General features: G+C 42.3%; 19 protein-coding genes and 1 pseudogene. 6 read left to right on the forward strand and 14 right to left on the reverse strand.

Annotation, left to right across the window (positions count from 1 at the left end; all coding sequences use genetic code 11):
* Positions 1-58: 58 nt before the first annotated feature.
* Positions 59-1,480 (forward strand): sodium-dependent transporter, encoded by a 1,422-nt coding sequence (locus ACX5KA_RS03530; RefSeq protein ID WP_061095884.1) that lies wholly within the window; start codon positions 59-61, stop codon positions 1,478-1,480.
* Between the two features lie 113 nt (positions 1,481-1,593).
* Here ACX5KA_RS03530 and ACX5KA_RS03535 read toward each other — a convergent pair whose 3' ends face one another.
* Together ACX5KA_RS03535 and ACX5KA_RS03540 are read right to left on the reverse strand one after the other, a co-directional pair.
* A complete protein-coding gene (locus ACX5KA_RS03535) occupies positions 1,594-2,406 on the reverse strand; it encodes an NAD-dependent epimerase/dehydratase family protein (RefSeq protein WP_458730423.1) in 813 nt (270 codons plus the stop codon).
* A 166-nt stretch (positions 2,407-2,572) separates the two neighbouring features.
* Entirely contained in the window at positions 2,573-3,403 is an 831-nt protein-coding gene (locus ACX5KA_RS03540; RefSeq protein ID WP_458730424.1) for a DUF2884 family protein, read from the reverse strand.
* Between the two features lie 346 nt (positions 3,404-3,749).
* Here ACX5KA_RS03540 and ACX5KA_RS03545 point away from each other — a divergent pair, with 346 nt between their 5' ends.
* Positions 3,750-3,941, forward strand: a complete 192-nt coding sequence (locus ACX5KA_RS03545; RefSeq protein WP_014950735.1) for a hypothetical protein — start codon at positions 3,750-3,752, stop codon at positions 3,939-3,941.
* 75 nt (positions 3,942-4,016) lie between these two features.
* Here ACX5KA_RS03545 and ACX5KA_RS03550 read toward each other — a convergent pair whose 3' ends face one another.
* Genes ACX5KA_RS03550 through ACX5KA_RS03560 form a run of 3 tightly spaced genes read right to left on the reverse strand, consistent with a single transcriptional unit; the run spans position 4,017 to position 7,177 of the window.
* Complete coding sequence (locus tag ACX5KA_RS03550; RefSeq protein ID WP_039216344.1) at positions 4,017-5,369, reverse strand: mechanosensitive ion channel family protein; 1,353 nt, start codon at positions 5,367-5,369, stop codon at positions 4,017-4,019.
* A gap of 3 nt (positions 5,370-5,372) precedes the next feature.
* Positions 5,373-6,266, reverse strand: coding sequence for an acyltransferase (locus tag ACX5KA_RS03555; RefSeq protein ID WP_039216343.1), 894 nt, complete (start codon positions 6,264-6,266; stop codon positions 5,373-5,375).
* The gene (locus ACX5KA_RS03560) at positions 6,263-7,177 is read right to left on the reverse strand and encodes an acyltransferase (RefSeq protein ID WP_458730425.1); all 915 of its coding nucleotides are present in this window, start codon (positions 7,175-7,177) and stop codon (positions 6,263-6,265) included. Before ACX5KA_RS03560 ends, ACX5KA_RS03555 begins: the two co-directional genes overlap by 4 nt.
* A 113-nt stretch (positions 7,178-7,290) precedes the next feature.
* On the opposite strand from ACX5KA_RS03560, the gene fghA reads away from it, so the two are divergent.
* Entirely contained in the window at positions 7,291-8,133 is an 843-nt protein-coding gene (gene fghA / locus ACX5KA_RS03565) for an S-formylglutathione hydrolase (RefSeq protein ID WP_039216341.1), read from the forward strand.
* 73 nt (positions 8,134-8,206) lie between these two features.
* On the opposite strand, the gene ACX5KA_RS03570 is transcribed toward fghA, so the two are convergent.
* The 9 genes from ACX5KA_RS03570 to ACX5KA_RS03610 form a co-directional block, all read right to left on the reverse strand.
* The gene (locus ACX5KA_RS03570; protein ID WP_039216340.1) at positions 8,207-10,327 is read right to left on the reverse strand and encodes a putative bifunctional diguanylate cyclase/phosphodiesterase; all 2,121 of its coding nucleotides are present in this window, start codon (positions 10,325-10,327) and stop codon (positions 8,207-8,209) included.
* Between the two features lie 9 nt (positions 10,328-10,336).
* Positions 10,337-10,822 (reverse strand): Rab family GTPase, encoded by a 486-nt coding sequence (locus tag ACX5KA_RS03575; RefSeq protein WP_458730426.1) that lies wholly within the window; start codon positions 10,820-10,822, stop codon positions 10,337-10,339.
* 15 nt (positions 10,823-10,837) lie between these two features.
* On the reverse strand, positions 10,838-12,601 hold the full coding sequence (locus ACX5KA_RS03580) for an OmpA family protein (protein WP_458730427.1): 1,764 nt from the start codon (positions 12,599-12,601) through the stop codon (positions 10,838-10,840).
* A 3-nt stretch (positions 12,602-12,604) separates the two neighbouring features.
* Positions 12,605-13,156, reverse strand: coding sequence for a hypothetical protein (locus tag ACX5KA_RS03585; RefSeq protein WP_039216337.1), 552 nt, complete (start codon positions 13,154-13,156; stop codon positions 12,605-12,607).
* Between the two features lie 551 nt (positions 13,157-13,707).
* On the reverse strand, positions 13,708-14,562 hold the full coding sequence (locus ACX5KA_RS03590) for a nucleotidyl transferase AbiEii/AbiGii toxin family protein (RefSeq protein ID WP_458730428.1): 855 nt from the start codon (positions 14,560-14,562) through the stop codon (positions 13,708-13,710).
* Positions 14,546-15,577: a type IV toxin-antitoxin system AbiEi family antitoxin gene (locus ACX5KA_RS03595; RefSeq protein ID WP_458730429.1), complete on the reverse strand. Its 1,032-nt coding sequence runs from the start codon at positions 15,575-15,577 to the stop codon at positions 14,546-14,548. The genes ACX5KA_RS03590 and ACX5KA_RS03595 overlap by 17 nt, the downstream gene beginning before the upstream one ends.
* A 145-nt stretch (positions 15,578-15,722) precedes the next feature.
* On the reverse strand, positions 15,723-16,019 hold the full coding sequence (locus ACX5KA_RS03600) for a hypothetical protein (protein ID WP_110289535.1): 297 nt from the start codon (positions 16,017-16,019) through the stop codon (positions 15,723-15,725).
* Positions 16,019-16,543, reverse strand: coding sequence for a pyocin activator PrtN family protein (locus ACX5KA_RS03605; RefSeq protein WP_458730430.1), 525 nt, complete (start codon positions 16,541-16,543; stop codon positions 16,019-16,021). Before ACX5KA_RS03605 ends, ACX5KA_RS03600 begins: the two co-directional genes overlap by 1 nt.
* 614 nt (positions 16,544-17,157) lie before the next feature.
* Complete coding sequence (locus tag ACX5KA_RS03610) at positions 17,158-17,484, reverse strand: hypothetical protein (RefSeq protein ID WP_110289537.1); 327 nt, start codon at positions 17,482-17,484, stop codon at positions 17,158-17,160.
* Positions 17,485-17,592: 108 nt separating this feature from the next.
* Here ACX5KA_RS03610 and ACX5KA_RS03615 point away from each other — a divergent pair, with 108 nt between their 5' ends.
* The 3 genes and pseudogenes from ACX5KA_RS03615 to ACX5KA_RS03625 all read left to right on the forward strand — a co-directional run.
* Positions 17,593-17,901 carry a hypothetical protein gene (locus ACX5KA_RS03615; RefSeq protein WP_110289538.1) on the forward strand — a complete coding sequence of 103 codons (309 nt, stop codon included), beginning with the start codon at positions 17,593-17,595 and terminating at the stop codon, positions 17,899-17,901.
* Between the two features lie 52 nt (positions 17,902-17,953).
* On the forward strand, positions 17,954-18,346 hold the full coding sequence (locus tag ACX5KA_RS03620; protein ID WP_168481885.1) for a hypothetical protein: 393 nt from the start codon (positions 17,954-17,956) through the stop codon (positions 18,344-18,346).
* An 88-nt stretch (positions 18,347-18,434) separates the two neighbouring features.
* Positions 18,435-19,001 (forward strand): annotated as a pseudogene (locus tag ACX5KA_RS03625) (hypothetical protein); the annotation flags it as partial.

The following is a 19,001-nucleotide window of genomic DNA, read 5'->3' on the forward strand; positions in this document are numbered from 1 at the left end:
TATCACAAAGCGTGATACGGCGAACTGCTATAACAATAACTCAACAAGAGGAAGGGATATGAGCGGGGCCAGAGAACAGTTCGGATCGCGCATAGGTTTTATTTTGGCTGCTGCAGGTTCTGCGGTAGGCATAGGTAATTTGGTAGGGTTTCCTGTCGGTGCAGCTAAAAATGGCGGTGGTGCATTTCTTTTAATGTACGCTATTTTCGTTTTTGCCATTTGTTTACCGGTAATGCTGGCGGAAATGTCAGTAGGTCGCCATGCTAACAAAGACCCGCTTGGTGCATACAGTGATATAAGCGGTAATGAAAAGAAATGGAAAGTCGCCGGGTGGCTAGCTATTGCTACGCCATTCATGATTGCCGTTTTCTACATGGTTATTACCGTGTGGCTTTTCGGCTATTTGTTCGAAGCAGTAAGCGGGAATCTAGATAAGTTAGCTAACCCAGAAACCTTTGGGCTGTTTATTAACTCAGAAGCCATCTTTGTATACATGGCAGCCGTTGTTGGTGTGGTCTACCTCATCCTTCAAGGCGGGGTAAAAGAAGGGATAGAAAAAGCGGCAAAGCTGCTCATGCCTGCGCTTTTCGTGATGCTAATCGGTCTCGTTATCTTCGTATTAACCCGCGAAAATGCGATGGCTGGTGTTGAGTTCTACATCGTTCCTGAGTTTTCAAAAATTACTGCTGAAGTGGTGAATGGTGCGCTATCGCAGGCCTTTTTCTCTCTATCTTTGGGTATGGGTATTCTTATTACCTACGGTAGCTACATTGATAAGCGTGCAGATGTACCGAGCGCTGCCAAGCTGGTGGCGTTAACAGACACGGCCGTGGCGTTCACAGCGGGTTTGATGATCCTTCCTGCCATCTTCTCTTTTAACCCAGACATTAACCCTGATGATTTAAGTGAATCGTCAGTGGGCATGATTTTTACTTATCTGCCTAGTATCTTTCTAGCATTACAAGACTCTATTGGATATATGGGCGCATCGATTGTCGCTAGCTTGTTTTTCTTATTAGTGTTCTTTGCGGCAATTACGTCGCTAGTGTCTATTTTTGAAGTACCTGTTGCGGCGCTTATGGATGAAAAAGGTGTAAGCCGTAAATGGGCGCTTGGGTCGCTAGGAAGCATTATGATTTTGCTAGCCATCCTAAGTGCGTTGTCATTCGGTAAAGTTGATATGCTTACGTCCTTTATGCACTACGCTGGCGCAGATAAATCACTATTTGATGTCATTTACGATGTGTTCTACGACACGATTTTGCCTTTAAACGGCTTGCTAATTTGTTTGTTTGTTATTTATCGTTGGAAGAGTGCAAACTTCAATGCTTCTTTGGAAGAGGGCAGCAGTGGTTACAAAGGCAGCTGGTTTGAAAAGTACGTGGATATTTCGCTTAAAACCTTTATTCCGCTTATTTTACTCGTGATTTTTGTAAACACGGTAGCGGTAAAATACTTCGGGTTGAGCCTATTCGGATAGTCAGGTTTTACAAGCAATGACGTGAGCTAGCAGTGAGCTCAACTTAAAAACGGCAAGCCTAAAGCTTGCCGTTTTTGTTTATGTCAGAGTATGTATTTTCACTAAGTGAAAGCCTAAAACATGCGATAGGGGTCGCTATACTCTGGTGTAATATTTAGCCTTGCCCAGCTTTGTGCGGCGTCAATCACTTTGCCAGCAGGTTCCGCTTCAGTATCAGAAAAGCGAGGAGCATCAATATCCATCGCCTTCGCTGCATCCACGTAATAAATACCGCGCTTAGGATGAGACAAGCTGCAAAGGTGAATAACATCGTTAAGCGGCTTGCCACAAATGATGGTCGTCAGCGCAGATACAATATCGTACACATGTACAAGGTTTATTCGCTTATTTCCTGCATCTAACTGTTTTCCACTTAACGAGCGGGCGGGGTGACGGTCTGGGCCTACTAAACCGGCTAGGCGAACAATACTGATATCAACCTGACCTCGCTTAGACAATAAATAGTCTTCAATAGTCACGTGGGCTTTGGCCGAGGCTGTTTGCGGCTGTGTAGTGCTGACTTCGGACACTACCTCATTTGTTGCATCGCCGTAAACCGACGTGGTGCTGATAAACACGATATGCGCCACCTTTACGCTGATGGCTGCGTCTATCAACTGCAGCATATTGTTGGTGTATGACGCGAGATCTTTGTTTCTCCTGCCAGGGGGAATATTTAGCAACAAGGTAGCGTTTGGCAAATGGTTACAAAGCGCTGATGTATCTTCGCCCAGGGCATATTCAATTGCGGTGATACCTTGGTCTTGTAACGCGAGACGTTTCTGTTGGCTTCGAGTGGTGCCAACAATATTGACCTTACCTGAAAGTGCTTTGCCCACATAGCTGGCTAACCAGCCGTAGCCACTAATTACTACATTTTGAGTCATCGATTAAATACCCCTTTGTTTAGGGCTTAAGAGTACATTAATTGGAGGGCGGTTGTCGTTAACTGAAAAAATGAAAAACCGACTGGGTTACAGTCGGTTTTCTAAGGTGAGTGGTTAGAGTAGTAAGTCGTTTCGTTTTGCGCGTTTAGTTAGCTAAATGCTCCAACTACATTTTCATTTCGTCGTTGTGGTCATGGTGGTTGTCTTGATCAATATCTAGCAGGTTCAAGTCATCTAGCCCCGATATGGATGCCTGCATCTTGCCTTCGGCATAATCCGCTTTTTTTAGTACCTTACACAATGCATCACCTTTTTCTTCTAGCGCAGCCGCTTGGTTTTCTAAGCGATATTCTAAATCTTCACCCCAGCGCTCCATCTTTTGCTCAAACTCAGACATATCACCGCCTTCCCACAACATTTGTGTTCCTACGGCAATAAGTATTCTACCCATAGACTCACTGATTAAAGACTCAATTTGTGCTTCGAATTCTTGCTCCCAGCTTTCGTCAAACCAACCTGGCTCATCGAATTTAGTTGAATCAACGCGAATATTCCCTGCGTCATCATAGAATGAAGTGTTTAGTTTGGTCTCAAGGGAGTCGAACAGTTCACGAAAATCGTCACCCATTTGATCGCCGCCTAACAGTTCAGTAAATACTTCAGTTACTACCACGTTGGCAATTTGCAGCCCTTCACTGGCGATATTCAAGGTCATAGGGATGGCAATATCAATGTTGTTGTAATATTCACTTACCCAGCGCTGTTGTTCGCTGTCAAGCGATACTGATTCGCCGTTAATGGTCATATTGTGATGGGAGTCAATCGTCATCACTGAGCCATTGTCCATCTGTACCGTTAGATCACCTTGGTAATATTGAATATGACCATCAAGCTCCATGTCACAACTGTTGTTTTGATAGCTGCTGTCATGCGCAAATGCATGGCCGCTCATTAAAGCACTGGTAAGGGTAACTGAAAGTAATAGTTTCTTAGACATTGTTCATTCCTTAATTTACGTGTGACGCGTTAACGAAAGTGCTCGAAGCAAACTGCAATGCGTTGTAGTGTCACTGTCAGATAGACGTTAACGATACTCGCTGTTATACCTAAGGTAGAGCAATGGCCTTGCCAATATTTAAAGTTTATATCTTTCAAATAGTTAGTTATATTTGGTGATTTCTTTATGCTCTGTTAAATACACTATTTAGTGAGATTACCAACTAATTAGTAGTTTTGACTAAGATCAATTAATACCAATAGCGGTACATTAAAGCCAATCCAAGCATGGTTAAATCTTATTTATTGGTGCATAATACCGCTAATATTTTTAAGGGGTTATCACAATGGCTGATTGGATTAATGCAATTATGTTTGGTGTTGCGCTAATTGCCTTTACGCTAGGGCTAAGCAGCATCGTTATGGGCTTTATGACTGCTAAAGCAGGTGCTGAAGGTATGCAGGAAAAAATCGAGTACGGTTTTTTTGGCGTTACAGGTTTAGTACTTTGCTTACTGATGGCCTACGCATTGGCTTAAGCGATAAGCATTAAAAAAACCGGCTATATCAGCCGGTTTTTTTTCGCGTAAATTAAGCCTTAATGTTGAGTCTTTTTATTCGTCGTTACTTTTTTGATTAGACTCGCTCTTTTCCTGAGCATCTTTTTGCGTACTATGACTTTCGTTACTGTTTCCATAAGCGCTGTGTTCACGATGAGCAAGCAATGACAAATGTCCATCACGTTGATATGCGCGTAAGTCGAACAAATCCAGCATAGCCATAACGTGGTCGAAAATATCCGCCTGCACTTTTTCGTACCTCACCCATTCCTTTTGTGCACTGAAGCAGTAAATTTCTAAAGGTAAACCAAGCTCGTTAGGCGGTAGCTGCCTAACCATTAGGGTTAGTTCTTGGTTAATATCCGGGTGCTTGCGCAGGTAAGCCTCTAAGTAAGCTCTAAAAGTGCCGATGTTGGTAAGGCGGCGGCTGTTTAGCAGATCCGACTCATCAATGGAGTAATCTCGGTGATAAGCGCGGAGCTCATTTTTTTTCTTATCGATATATTCGTTGATATAGCGAATTTTCGAAAAGCGCTCTAGCATATCGTTGTCACAAAGCTTAATAGAGTGCACATCAATATAAATGGCGCGCTTAATTCTGCGTCCGCCAGACTCTTGCATACCGCGCCAGTTCTTAACTGCTTCTGTAGTGAGGCTGTAAGTCGGCAGCGTAGAAATGGTTTTATCCCAGTTCTGTACTTTGACGTTGGTAAGGCCTATCTCGAGTATTTCACCATCTACTTCATACTTAGGCATGGCAATCCAGTCGCCCGTATTAAACATGCGGTTAGCGGCTATTTGAATGCCGGCAACAAAGCCTAGAATGGTGTCTCTAAATATCAATAGTAAAACAGCGGCAATGGCGGTCAAGCCAGACACAATAAGTAGTGGGCTTCTGTCTACAATTAAGGAAATACTTAATAGTATGGTGACAATAGCAAATGCTAACTTAGTAACCTGAATGAAGCCTGTTATTGGTGCGCGCCGTGAAAGCGCAGATGCATTGTATACGTCTTCTACCGTGCTCAGCATGGCGTACAGGGCCAATAACCCGCTATACAGCATGTACAATTGAGCACTTTTAATCACCATTCCGTGCATCACAGCTTCGTTATCAATAAGTACCGGGGTGGCAATGTAAATAAAGAGAGCAGGGAAGAGGTGCATTAAGCGTCTAAAGAAGCCATGTTCTTGCAGCGCGTTATCCCACTTATTGTTCGACTTATACACCCAGTTAGCAATTTGAGGGCGCACTAACAGGCGCGCTACAATGTAAATAAGTGCGGCAACGAACAAAATAGACCCCAGTGCAATGACACTGTAAAGCGGATCTTCGGTGGTTAAATTTGGAAAAATGTCTTTTACCAAATGTATGAAGTGATCGCGTACTGAAGCACTAACTTCCATTATTTACGACTCCAACAGTTTCTTAATACGGTTGTCTTTATTTTCCCATAGACCATTTAACCAATTTTGAAAATAAAGACGAAACTCAGACTCAGTGCGTTCTGATTCTTGTTGCAGCTCGGGTACAGGAGTTACGTTCACGTCGATGACGATTTTAGTCATTTGACCGCTAAGCATTGCCATCATCGGGTGACGTCTATTTTCCGGGTAAAGCAGCGAGATATCTAACACATTAGTAAAGAGTTCACCCATAGCAGACAGTGTAAAAGAGACCCCACCGGCTTTTGGTGGAAGTAGATTTTCGTACGGGCTTTGCTTAGACAAGTGTTTTTGCGTAGTAAAGCGGGTTCCTTCAACGAAGTTTATTACGGTAGTCGGAACCGTTCGGAATTTCTCACAATAGGCTTTAGTCGTCTCTAAATCTTTACCTTTTTTGTCTGGGTGTTTTTCTAGATAGGCACGGGTGTATCTATGCATAAATGGCATATCGAGAGCCCATGCTCCAAGTCCTACAAATGGCAGCCATATAAGCTCTTTTTTAAGAAAGAATTTTGGTGCTGGAATGCGGTGTGTGGCGAACTCGATGAGCAGAATAATATCTAAATAACTCAGATGGTTGGCGATAATCAAATACCAACTGTTCTTTGAAAGCTCACCGTGAACCGAACACTCAATATCAACTTTATTGAACAACCTAATCAATATCACGCTAATACGGCCAAAGCTAAACATAAGCGCATGCATTACTTTGTTCCATGCAGTCCGTATTTTTCCATTTGGTAACAGCAGTTTTACCAAGCCTAAAACAATGATAAGGCCGCCCCATAGGGCGAGATTAAGAATTTGCAGCGTGGTGTGCAATATAAAAATAAAGGGCGCGAGTACTACACGTATCATAATGGTTTCTGAGTTGCGTTAAGTGAATCTAATAGTTGATCTTTGGCGTGCCATTGCTCATTGAGCCATGCTTGAAAACGGGCACGAACTTGTGGGTCGTCAAAATAACTGTCGTTAAATACCCCATTTTCCATAATGTCTTTGATAGGCATAACCTTAATGTTCACCCGAATGTCGCGTACTTTACCGCATACGAAGTCCCAGTAAGATGGTACGCCGTTCGGATAGTCTATGGTTACATCGATAAGCTTATGTAAATGCTCTCCCATGGCCGATAAAACAAAAGCAACGCCGCCTGCTTTTGGTTTTAGTAAGTGATTGAAAGGTGAAGCTTGTTTATCGTGCTTTGCCTGCGTGAAACGGGTACCTTCAACGAAATTCATTATGCTTACTGGTTTATTCCGGAATTTTTCACACGCTTTGCGTGTGGTTTCCATATCCTTCCCTTTTAAATGAGGGTTCTTAGCCAAAAATGATTTTGAATAACGGCGCATAAATGGGAAGTCCAGCGCCCACCAAGCAAGGCCTAGTATTGGTACATAGATCAGTTCTTTTTTAAGAAAAAACTTTAAGAAAGGTATCTTTCGATTAAAAACACGTTGAAGAACGAGGATATCGACCCAAGATTGATGATTAGCAACAACGAGGTACCAGTCATCTCGAGTAAGCTTTTCAAGTCCGTTAACTTGCCACTTGGTACGCCCACTTATGCGCTGATTAAGATTATTAACACCAATCCACGCAGTGGCACATGCATCAAGCAAATAGGAGATGAAGCGACGCCATGGGGCAAAAGGGATTAACTTAAAAATTGCTAGTATGAATATAGGCGTTGACCACAAAACTGTATTCAGGAAATAGCAGATAACCGAAATAGTGCCAACAATATGATGCAACAGGGCTTTTACCATTGTACTTACCTCAAAAATTAGGGGCTTAGTGTAAACGAACTTGATCTAAAATCCGATAGAGCCTTTACTGATTCCACAATAAAGGTGCAAATTTATGAATTTAAGGAGCTGAAATGGAACTTATTGGCGAAAATAAAGCATTTGGGGGACAGCATTTGCGCTATACCCACAAAGCGGAATCCACTCAATGCGATATGACTTTTGCAATTTTTCTTCCCCCATTTGCCTCTAAAGAAAAGCCGGTGCCGGTATTATATTGGCTATCAGGGCTAACCTGTACCGACCAAAACTTTATGCAGAAAGCGGGGGCAATGAAGCTTGCAGCAGAATTGGGTATGGCCATTGTTGCACCGGATACTTCTCCTCGTGGTGATGGTGTAGCAGATGATGAAGAAGGGTCTTACGATTTCGGTTTAGGAGCTGGCTTTTATGTAGACGCAACTCAAGCTCCGTGGAACAAACACTACAACATGTATAGCTACATTGTTGATGAACTGCCAGCGCTTATCGAAAGCGAATTCCCCGTAACCAAAGAGCGTGCGATTAGCGGACATTCAATGGGCGGGCATGGCGCGCTCGTCATTGGTATGCGAAACCCCAATAAATTTGTATCGGTATCGGCATTTAGCCCTATATCAAATCCGTCAGATTGTCCTTGGGGTGAGAAAGCATTAGGGCGTTACTTGGGTGAAGACAAGACAACGTGGAAAGATTACGACGCATCTCTGCTATTAGCGAGCAAAACCCATAGCGTGCCTTTGTTGGTTGAGCAGGGAACAAAGGATGAGTTCTTGCACGAACAGCTAAAGCCTCAGTCTCTGGTTCATGCTGCGCAGCAATCAGATACGCAACTTACGCTCAATATGCATGAAGGTTATGACCACAGTTATTTCTTTATTGCATCATTTATTGAAGAACATTTAGAGTTTCATGCTGGGCATATGGGCTTGATTTAAGCGCCAAGTGTAGGTGGAAGAAAGCCGGAAATTGCTCCGGCTTTTTTGTTTGTAAAAAAAGAAGGCCCTGAGCTTACCTGAGCTTCTGTGCAAGCGAGATAAATTCAGAAATCTCCACAGGACGCTGATATAAATAACCTTGTCCGTATGTGCAGTGATGGTTTTGTAAAAATTGCTGCTGCTGTTGAGTTTCAATGCCTTCGGCGATAATTTTGATGTTCAAATTACTTGCCAACCCAAGAATAGCCTGCACAATTGCCTGGTCGTCGGTGTTGTTCTCAAGTTCACTCACAAAAGAGCGATCAATTTTAAGTTCATCAATTGGCAGTTTCTTTAGATAAACAAGTGAACTAAAACCTGTACCGAAATCGTCAATCGACACAGTTATACCCATAGCTCTTAGCTCATTAAGCAAGACAGACACTGTGTCTAGGCTCTCGACAAAAACGCTCTCTGTTAATTCTATAGACAGATTGGACCCAGGTAGCTGGTGATCCTCTAGCGCATTTTTTATTTGTGTAAGTAGGGCTAAATCTGATACTTGACGGCCCGATATATTAATTGCCAATCTAATATCCAAATTAGATGCCTTTAGCGCTTCAATGGCATCACAAGCTTCATTTATAAGCCACTCGCCAAAAGGGAAAATGAGCTCGCTTTTTTCCGCTAGAGGGATGAATATTTCCGGTGAAATAAACTTACCCTCAGGTGTTATCCATCTTGCCAGTGCTTCACATTTCACTACTTTCCCAGAAGATAGGTCGACAATGGGCTGTAAGAATAGTTTAAGTTCATTATTTTTAATGGCATTGCGAAGCTCTGTTTCAAGCTCGTGAATGGCATGATGCTGCTTGTGCAATTCGTCACTGTATACCAGCGCAACATTTCGACCTTGATATTTAGCCGCTTGAAGAGCAATATCTGCACACTGAAGTAACGTTTCCGCTGAAGAACAGTGTTCAGGAAAACTTGCTTCGCCAATATTTACGCCTAAATTTGGCTCGCTACCGTTAAGTACGGTGTATGTCTGAGTTACTTTGCTCTGCAGCTGGTGGACGTAGTCAGCGCCATTTACATCTGTAAAGGTATCTAGTCGTTTTACAAGCGCGAACTCGTTGCTGCCTATCCTTGCAATAAACCCGCTGTTACCAATAAAGGTCTGTAGGCGTAATGCAAAAGACTTTAATATTTCGTCCCCGGATTGATAGCTAAGTGTTTCGTTTATCTTTTTAAAGTCACAGATATCAATAATAAATAACTTAAACGGGGTGTCTTCTTGTACTAGTCGCCTTACCGTATCGGTAAATAAATTGCGGTTGGCCACTTTTGTTAGTGAATCCATGCCGCTTGCAGTCAATACGCTTTCTTCTCTATTGTGTATGTGCGTAATATCGGTAAACAAGTAAACCCAGTGAGTGAGTTCATCTCCATGCAGTACCGGATGGATTGTTACCTGAAGCCAAACTTTATAATCATCTACCGGTTGCCAGTATATCTCTCCCTGCCACGGCGCTTTTCGTTGAACTAATGCAGGCAGGAAAGTCGATGGAGCATCAATGTCTTCTATCAGTTCTCCTATGCGAATAGAGCTTGGGGTAGTGCTATTGCAAAGAAGCAGTCTGTGAGAAGCTTTGTTGTCGAGAATTAACGCGCCCTCGCTATCTAAAATAACAACGCCAGTTTCTATATTATGAATAGCTTGCTGGATGGGCGGTACTAACTTTTGCAGGCGGGTATTCTTGCGCAGTACACTATTCAATCTATGCCTAATATATTCGTGCTGCCCCACAATTTCATGGTGGCTTAGCAGTAATTCTCTAGCAGCTTGCAGCGTTTGTTGTTTTTCGTCGAACTGCTCTTCAACGTTCTTCACTACAAGATAGCGAGAGCCTGATGCGCTATTTATAGCCAAGGCTTCAAGACGCAAAACTTCATCTTCGGTTTGCTCGGTCCAAAAGCCTGAAGAAAGTGTAAACGAGGTGTCGCCTTTCCATACTTCATCAACGTCAATAAAGAAGTCGTCTAAAAAAATAGAGGGTATGTGCTTTCTTTGCAGTTTGTTGTTGTCGTCAAGTGAAACCACGTCTGCCAACCATGGAAGTTCCGGTGTTAAACACGTGATGTCATCTTCGGGGTTATATTTAAACAACGCACAGTTAGTTATGCCCAACGCATTCAACAAATGGATATCCATGCCATTCTCCTACCAAAACGCTATTGTACTGAACAACTTTTCTACGTTTTCACCGGTTTTCGCACTTGTTTTGGTAAGTGAAGCAAACCTCTGTGCGTAGTTATTTAACTCTTCTTCACTCCAATGCCAGCTTGTAGGAAGATCGGTTTTGTTCACAACAAAAAATGCGGGAATATCGGGGTAATGCTCTTTGGCAAGATCTAGAATTTCGATACCCTCAAGTAGGGATTGAGAGCGGGTTTGGTCAACTACAATGATATAAGCACTGGCTCCGCGAAGGTAGCGAGGGTTAAAGCCACAGTATCTGTCGATGCCTTCTAAATCCCAAAGCAGAAGTTGAACACCTCGTCCCTCTTTATTGACTTGTTTTTTGTCAATTTTCACGCCAATAGTCGTCTTGTACTTTTCAGAAAAAATACCTTCAACGAACTGCTTTACCAGACTTGTTTTGCCAACGCCAGTGGGCCCTAAAATACAAACTTTTTTCTGTATCACCGCATAGCTTCCTTACTACTGCTCACTGGATATTAAAACATTCAACATAACTGAACGCCCCATTGATGCTTTCTGCAATGGTAGCTCTCCTAAGCTTACGGGTATAAGAATATCACTTTCTATGCCTAGTGAAATTAATGAATTCACAACATTCTCTGCTCTTTTTTGGCTCAAAGCGCGGTTGCGGGCGCTTGACCCTGAATTGTCGCTGGCGCCCATCACGACAATACTAACCACAGTACTTGTCTTGTCTGCAAACGTTAGTAATTGTTTTATGTCGTTTGCAAGTGCTTCTAGTTTTGCTAACTGTACTTCATAAAGCGCTTCTTGGTTAGTAGCAAAAAGTACATTTTGTGAAGAAACCTTGTTAACTAGTCGATTTAACGCAGCTTTTTGAAGGACTGCATCATCGACTTCATAAGCCGCTTGTACATCAAGTGTATTTGTATCAACGGTAATCGCTGAAATACCTGGTATCGCGCTTATTTGCTGAGTAAGGTTAACTGCGGTAGGAGTAAATACGGTGCCTGAGATAACAAAGCGGCGATTATCACCTTTTTCAACTGAAATGCTTTCTGATTCACTAAGTGGATAGTCGTCAATTAGCCTCTCAAGTTTGCGCTCGACTACACTCGGTTTTAAAGAAACAAATGGCTCCTCAATAATGGTGACTTTGTCCGCATCAATGGCACTTTCATTTAGCCATTCTTCTATGTTGATGGCTACGGGGTCGCGCAGCACTTTGGCGTGCACGTTGCCGTTAGAAATATAGGTGTCTGTTACTATGATACCTGGGGGAGGAGTAAGCTCGTGCAAATCACTTTTTAAAATACTAAGTGACAATCGCATAAACGACAATATTGCTAGTGCGGCAAAGATAACTACTATCACCGCAGCGCCTACTATGCGTTTTGATTTTTTACCTTCACCTTCTTTTCTTTCACTGATCAAGCAATCAGAAAGAATAGCCTCACAACCATCAAACGGAGCGTTGTCACCATCGTAATGAATTAACGGCTGCTGATAAAATCGATGAAACTCCTCTAGGGCTTGCTGCAGTTTTCCGCGTACCTCTGGCGGGATGCTCCCAGTAACAGCTGCAACAAGCAAAGCTTGCGGTCCAATTTTAATTAATAACGTAAAGTCTTCGGTTTTTATCTCGCCCAGCTCGTTGTCAGACTCGTTAGCAGTAACACCAAAAGCGTCGGCAACAAAGTCATTAATGGCTACCAGCATTGATGAAATTAGGTCGGCATCTTTTTCTTTTTCTGGATCAGATGAAATACTATGCAGTAGGGTGCCGGTTTCTCGATGTATGACAAGAAGTTGCTGAACTTGATATTGATAGATTTGCGATGCAACGTATTCGGAATATCTGACTCCTGATTGCCACGCTTTAAAACGCCACGATACACTTTTAGGGCTGAAGCTATTTTCAATTAGCGCGTTTGTGCGCTCGACAAATTCTACAAGAAATGAAGACACCGCCTTTCTTACCAGCGTGCCGACTAACGGATAAAGTGTGCCGACAATCTTTTCGCTATTGGCTTCTATAGAACGGTGCAGCGACTTTTCTACAAGGGGAACGAGTACCTTGTTAACCGAACCATCTTTTGTTTCTCGATCAAACAGCGCTTCGGAGACAACATTAGTCACGATGCCTTTGGCATCGCGCTGCAGCTTCTCTTGAACGAACTTGTCATCTCGACCAATAAGCAGCTCTCTGACTTTTTCAAGAGAGCTGTCCGGCATTTCAGACGGCGGCACCTTGTCACTCATTAATTAATGATCGGTCGCGAGGTTGGTTGCCATGGTTGAAAGTAAGTTTGCCAGTGTTTTCCTGTCGGTTTTACTCTCTGAAAGTTCGCTAGTAACCTGCTGTAGCTTTTCTAACAACTCTTGATGACGTTTGCTAAACAAGTTGTCCAGTGACTCCAGTTCTTTAACTACATGCGCCTCTAGCGCGTCGTTGTCATTCTTGGCAGCAGTTTCGGCTATTTCTAATTCACTTTGTAGCTTATCTGTAGTGTGCTGTAACTGCTCTTGCACATTACTATGGTTGTCATTAGCACTGGCTAACTGGTTTGAAAGTTCGGTGATCTGCTGATCGATAAGCTTACGTATATCATTGAACTGGTCATCAAGATGTGCGTTTAGTTTTGTAAAACTGTCGTTCACCCGTGATTCCAAGGCAGAAAGATCTGCTCGAAAAGCACGGTTTGTTTGACCGAATAGTATTTCTCTAAGTTGTGCAAGCTCATCAGCGGGTTGAGGAGCGCTTTCTGTTTTAGAAACGTCTTGCGCGTGCTGATCCTTCGGCTTCTTGTCCGCCATAAAATGTCTCCGGAAGGCGCAGTGTTTAGGATTGTACATACCTACATACTGCTATCACATTTTTGTCTGTGCTAATAATTTTTATTGTTGCTTTATACAATAGCGACTAATCGCTAACTTGGAAATACGCAAAAAGCATAATAATGGCGAATATCTGTAAAAACGCCTTAAGCAAAAACATTTTCTTTTCAGTAAGTTAACTTATTCATGATTATCAAATAAAGGTATGGCAAATCAGGCTGCTTTTATGAGGGGCGATTAAGCCTCTTAAATAATAGAAAGCAACATTGTTTTTTTATTGAACATAGGTACTATACGCCGCTCTCGTGTAAGCGAGGTCTAAAGGTACCAATTGTTTTTGAGGTTATTGTCGTGTCTATCACCCCATTAAATCGTAAATTCTCTGTCGCTCCAATGCTGGATAGTCACGCCTAATTTTAAAACGCGTTGATATATATGGAGATTTCGTTAAAAAGTGGCATTCGTTGTATTCCTATTGTGTTCCTCAGTGTAAGGATATTGACGGAAATATCCAGAAACAACCGATGGTTTTATCCCTCATTTAGCCTATCTTTTATAACTTCTATGAGTATGTTTGTTTCGTCATAATCTGCGACAGTGTACTTTGTTATATCAACCTTCAGGCGCTCTAAGACTCTATTGTTGTTTAGCAAAGCCTGCTTTATGTAGGTCATAGTTTTCTCCTTTGCAATGGCCGCGACTTCGTCCGCCAACAACATTGCAGTGGCATTCATAATGTCGTAATCCTGCGCATCCATGTAATCTTGGTCGTAAAGCGCATCTGTTATAGGAGGAATTTTGCTGTAGTGTTTTATGACATAATAGATGTCAATGGCGTCTTTTCCTTGATACTCACGGCCTCGTTCAGTCCAGGCGATAAGTTTTAGCAATAAGATGCCTGCCGGAGGTGCTACTTTTACACTAAGTTCAGGATTTTTTGTCAGGGTAACGTCCCATGCGTTTTGATAGACTTCATCGAACCCTAGCACGCTCATAACAAAATCTTGTTTTGGCGGCCAAGCGATCTGGTCGTTATCGTCACTGACCCCACCAAACGGGATCAAGTCGATTTCCCAAGGCAAGCCATCACTGTCAGTCGTGTCTAGTTGATGTGCCTTCTTTGAGTGCGGTGTGAATCCCGCTTCTATCAGTGCAGTTCGTAACACTTCGTAATGCGCCCAATTCTGCACTTCGATACCAAAGTCCACATCTTTCGTACCGCGCTCGATAGCAGCGTTATAGCCGTGAACTAAGATAATATCCCGTGCAGTAGCCCCTACAATTAGCAACGGAACACTTAGCTCTGCGGCAATACCGTGGATTTGACTATATACCTCGACAAGCCCTTTGGGCAGTTTTTCGGATACATCAAGCGAGGTGGTCATGGTAGATCCTTTTGGCAGTTTCAAGGTTGCGAGGGTCATCGCTGTTGAGTAGTTCAGCGTAGACTAGCAATGGCGCGATATAGCCAGGTAACTCACCCCTAATTTTATCGATTCCCACAGGCGGCTCTACAATTTTCAGTATATTAACGTCTGTCTCTTCAGCACGTAATCGGCGTAGCCTGAACGTTTTTAATAGGGTTTTATGTGCTTCAGTATCAGCATATATCTGGTATGTTTTGGGGGTAAGGTAATGAGTATAGGCATCAGCGGCGACCTCTCCGCCCCAGAGTGCTCCGTACTTATCTAGTGGTGCGTTACGAAGCTGCTCTATATTCTGAGGCACATATAGCTTTTGCTCCAGTTTTGCTTCCATGTTGTGTGGATAAGCGTCCAGCCATCGCGTTAGAAGCAGATCTTTTTCGTTGAGGACGAGTCCCTTTTTCCCTTTTTCGAGAACAAATGTGAGTTGCTTAAGGTCATCTAAAACTTGTTTTACCGTGCCTAAAGCAATTTCAGCTTGCTCCGCAAGTACCCGCATTGGCTGATTAACAAGCTCAGGCTTCAATAACAACATCATGACCAGTTTCATGCCTTTAGGTTGAAACGCCTTTCCTGTTAGCTTTCTCGCGTGTTGTATTTGATGCTCTTGAGGTGGTTTCTTGCCTCTAATATCGATATAAAAGGGAGGTATGTTGAGGTGCGCATTACCTGCCAGATCGAGATAATCGATTTGCAATTCCTGGCAAAGCTCGGCAATGTTCTCATTGATATAGGTTGTGACTATAAGTGTTTTTTTGTTGTTAAAAACTATTTTTTCTAGTTGAAGCTTGTGTAGTCTGTGGCGAGTAAGCCCCTCCTTTTCTTCCACACACCAAGTATGTTTCTGGTTTCCGTGAGTGATCGTCAGCTGTCCGTCCGTTTCCTCAGCACTTCGGGCATTGTGATGCGTATAAGTGACATTTAGCTTGGTATTCGCGGCTAATAGTTTCGCAGCTTCAGCTAGTAAGTTATCCATTTGTTCATTTATCTTTTATGTTCACTATTGTTGAACGGTACGAAAAAATGAACGGAATTGCAACCTTTGTTCATTATTTTTAAATGTTCACTTTTTATGAACGCTGACTCTTAATGAACAAGAAGACATCCATGTCCATCATTTTTTAGGGCAGAAAGGGAGCCTTTAGAAAGTTTAGTAAGAGCTTTTGCTCTTTTTCCTCAAACATGTATGCAGCTTCAATATAATTGAATGCAGCAATATCTTTCTCATCTTGCGTCCATACCGCTTTAAAAAAGCGGAAAAGAAGGCGCTCATTTTGGTTCATGTAAACCTTGCTATCATCAATAAGTGTGAGTTCGCTGAGCGAACCATTGAAATGCCAAAATATGGCGAGCTTGGGGTAAGGGGAAATCATTGCTTCAAAACGCTTAATTGAGCATTCGTGGAAGGATGACGCCATTAACGTTTCCTTCTTGCAGAAGCCAATTCTCGGGCACACTCCTTAAGCGACTCCATCGCATTCTTACGTTTTTTCTCAAGCAAAGCGCTAAGATCATCAACATGTACCAAGTACGGGCTGCTCTGACGGTTGCCAAGGCGAAAGATATTAAGTTCGATGTCGCCAGCTTTAACTTGCTTGATAGCAGTGTCGTAGGATACTTCGATGTACTTCTCCACTACATCGGTGAATGGGATGATTGCGCTACCAAACTGGGCAAGTAGGCTAAGGGTAGTAGAATTCATAGTTGTCTCCATTACTTCATTTTTCGGTTTTTTTCGTTTTAAATCTATCAGCTTGGCAAGGCCAAAAAGGCTAATGCAGCCCTTGTATTCTGATCGAATCTGTTTGTAGGAAGGCTCTTTGTTCAGTCGTTGCTGAAAGTGAGCTACGTTGGTTTCTCCCAGCCAACTCTTAATAGTTTCATTTCGAAGAGGAATGTCTTCTACTCCGAACTCGTTAATCAAGGTATACAAAGTATTCATATCAAGTTATCCACAGAATGTTGATGAAATAGTTGGTTTTGATGCGTGAATTATTACTCAGACTGAGGTAACTTCAGTTGTTCCGGTTAGACGAGAATTCAGCTTTTTTGAAAAAAGTTAAACGGAATTAAAAAGTCTGAATCCTGCCGTTACATGGCAGGTAACGTCTTATAAGTTATTGGTATGGTGACAGGGCTTTTGTCGTAAGTTTGTGAGGTCTAAATTCTGAATCGTGCAGCACAGCTAGAAAATGGTAAACGTAAAAGGCTTGCGGAAAGTGAGGGAGCCGAAACTTTTAAATCAGCCTACCAGTGTGAGAAATGTCTTGAGCGGCAACGTGTTGACATCCCAGATCCAGTTTTGATTCAAGTGAAACTAAGCCAAGCACATATGCAGGGCTGGATCAGAAATACAAAAAACAGTGAATGTATTGATTGCAGGAAACATAAACGCTATATGACTGATGTGCCTGACTATGCAGCTCTATTTACTGATAGTGGAGATGAGTTGGAAGAGTTTATATTAAGCAAACTCAAGAATCCTCCAGAGGGGTATAAATTATATTTCGATTGGCCCTTTTGAAATAAAGCCAGCAAATTGCTGGCTTCAGTAGTTCAAAGTCTCTTGATGAACTTTGAAACGCTACAGTTGAACAAATAATGAAAATGAGGCAACGCGGCGCTTTCGAGAACGTGCTGCGTGACTTCTGACTCAAAATGTTTCAGAACCGAGAAGTGCGGTGTGAAATAAACGCCCGCCACGGTTCTGAACTTCTCGTCCAAACTCATCATCAAATCCAAGCTGAGCAGCAGAAACTCAGTTTGAGCTGCATAATTTCTCACGTAATAGATATATGAGCCTTCGCTCTCGTATAAAGCAATGTAGTCCTCATCATCTGAGATGCAATGCTTTGGCTGTTCAACAACTGATAGATGCGTCATGTCTTATTTCCTTTCCTAGTTAGTCTTATCTTTTAATAAGTCAGTAGTAGGGAAATTTTTCTGATAGAGAGACTAAGTAATTATGAATAACAATAAAAAGGAAAATTCATGACTACGAATACATACCTATGCTCTGCAATCGTATCCGATGTTTTTAATAACCTAGCAAATGCATTTATGGCTTATCGAGATGAGTTCGATGGAAGTCAGTACAGAAACAATCAGCATATCGAAGACGTTATTATGAATGTCATTTTGCAAAATCACATTGTGTCGAATCCTGCATATTTTCCCGTGATACGTGAACTCATCGGCGTTGTACTGAGCGAACCGGAGTTTTATGCGGAATGGACAGAAGATGATATTGATTTTTTCTCTGGGCAAATGAATTTTGAGTTTGAAAAGGGGGGCGAATAATTTCCCTATCGAATACCTAATTATTCCTGAGGTCAAAAAGAGGAATATTTACATGAAAGACAGCAAACACAGCATCGTAAGAAAATATGTACGGCAGTCCCGCTCACCGTTTGTTGGAGACGACTCTACAATTTTATTGCTAGCAACCGTGACCGAGGACAATGATCAGATAGCTGTAAGTTACGATAGATACATTTATCTGCATAGGGATCAGGTGGGGCGCTGGTTGGGAATCTCAATCAGCAAAGCTGTAGAAGCAGAACTAACAGATGGGGGCGGCAAGTACAGAGAAAATGCCTCGGCACTGAAGGTGCTATTGCATTATCATAGCCATATAAAAACGTTCTTGAGCTATTTTTCAGATGAGATCGAAGCGATTTTCGGATTGGATTCTGAAACCTGGCTATACGCGTGTAAGGCGAGATGGAAAAAGCTGACGCAGTAACTCTAGGCGACCTTTATCAGGTCGCCTTTTTCGATATAATTAGCATTTTACGCTTATACTGCCCCTAAGGTTATTTGGAGAAACAAGATTGATCGAGTTTTCATTAGAGAAGATTTCAGAAAGGATTCATTTTGGCAAAACTCGGGACTATTTTTCAGAGGTTCTATCATCATATCAGAATGAAAATTATCGCTCGTCAGTTGTGATGCTGTGGTCGGTAGCTGTCTGCGATATCATCTATAAGTTGGAGCATTTGGTGGACTTATACGATGACTCACAAGCTAAAGAAATTCTAAAGAAAGTGACAAAAGTTCAGAAACAAGATGATAAGTCCTCAGCTTGGGAAATAACATTGATTGACGAGGTTTACAAAACAACAAAGTTAATTGACGGTGCCGAGCATGAAAACTTGAGATATCTACAGAAGCAACGACATCTTTCTGCACATCCTGTTCTTAATCAGAAGCGGGAGCTTCATACACCCAATAAAGAGACAGTCAGATCATTATTAAGAAACACACTTGAAGGTTTACTGATTAAACCTCCTTTCTATACTCAGAAAATACTTAACGAATTGCTCAGTGATATTTCTGAAAATAGTGAAGCGTTAAACTCAAGGAAGAAAGTTGCATGTTCCGGCCCATTCCGATCACCC

The organism is Alteromonas alvinellae (assembly GCF_902705805.1).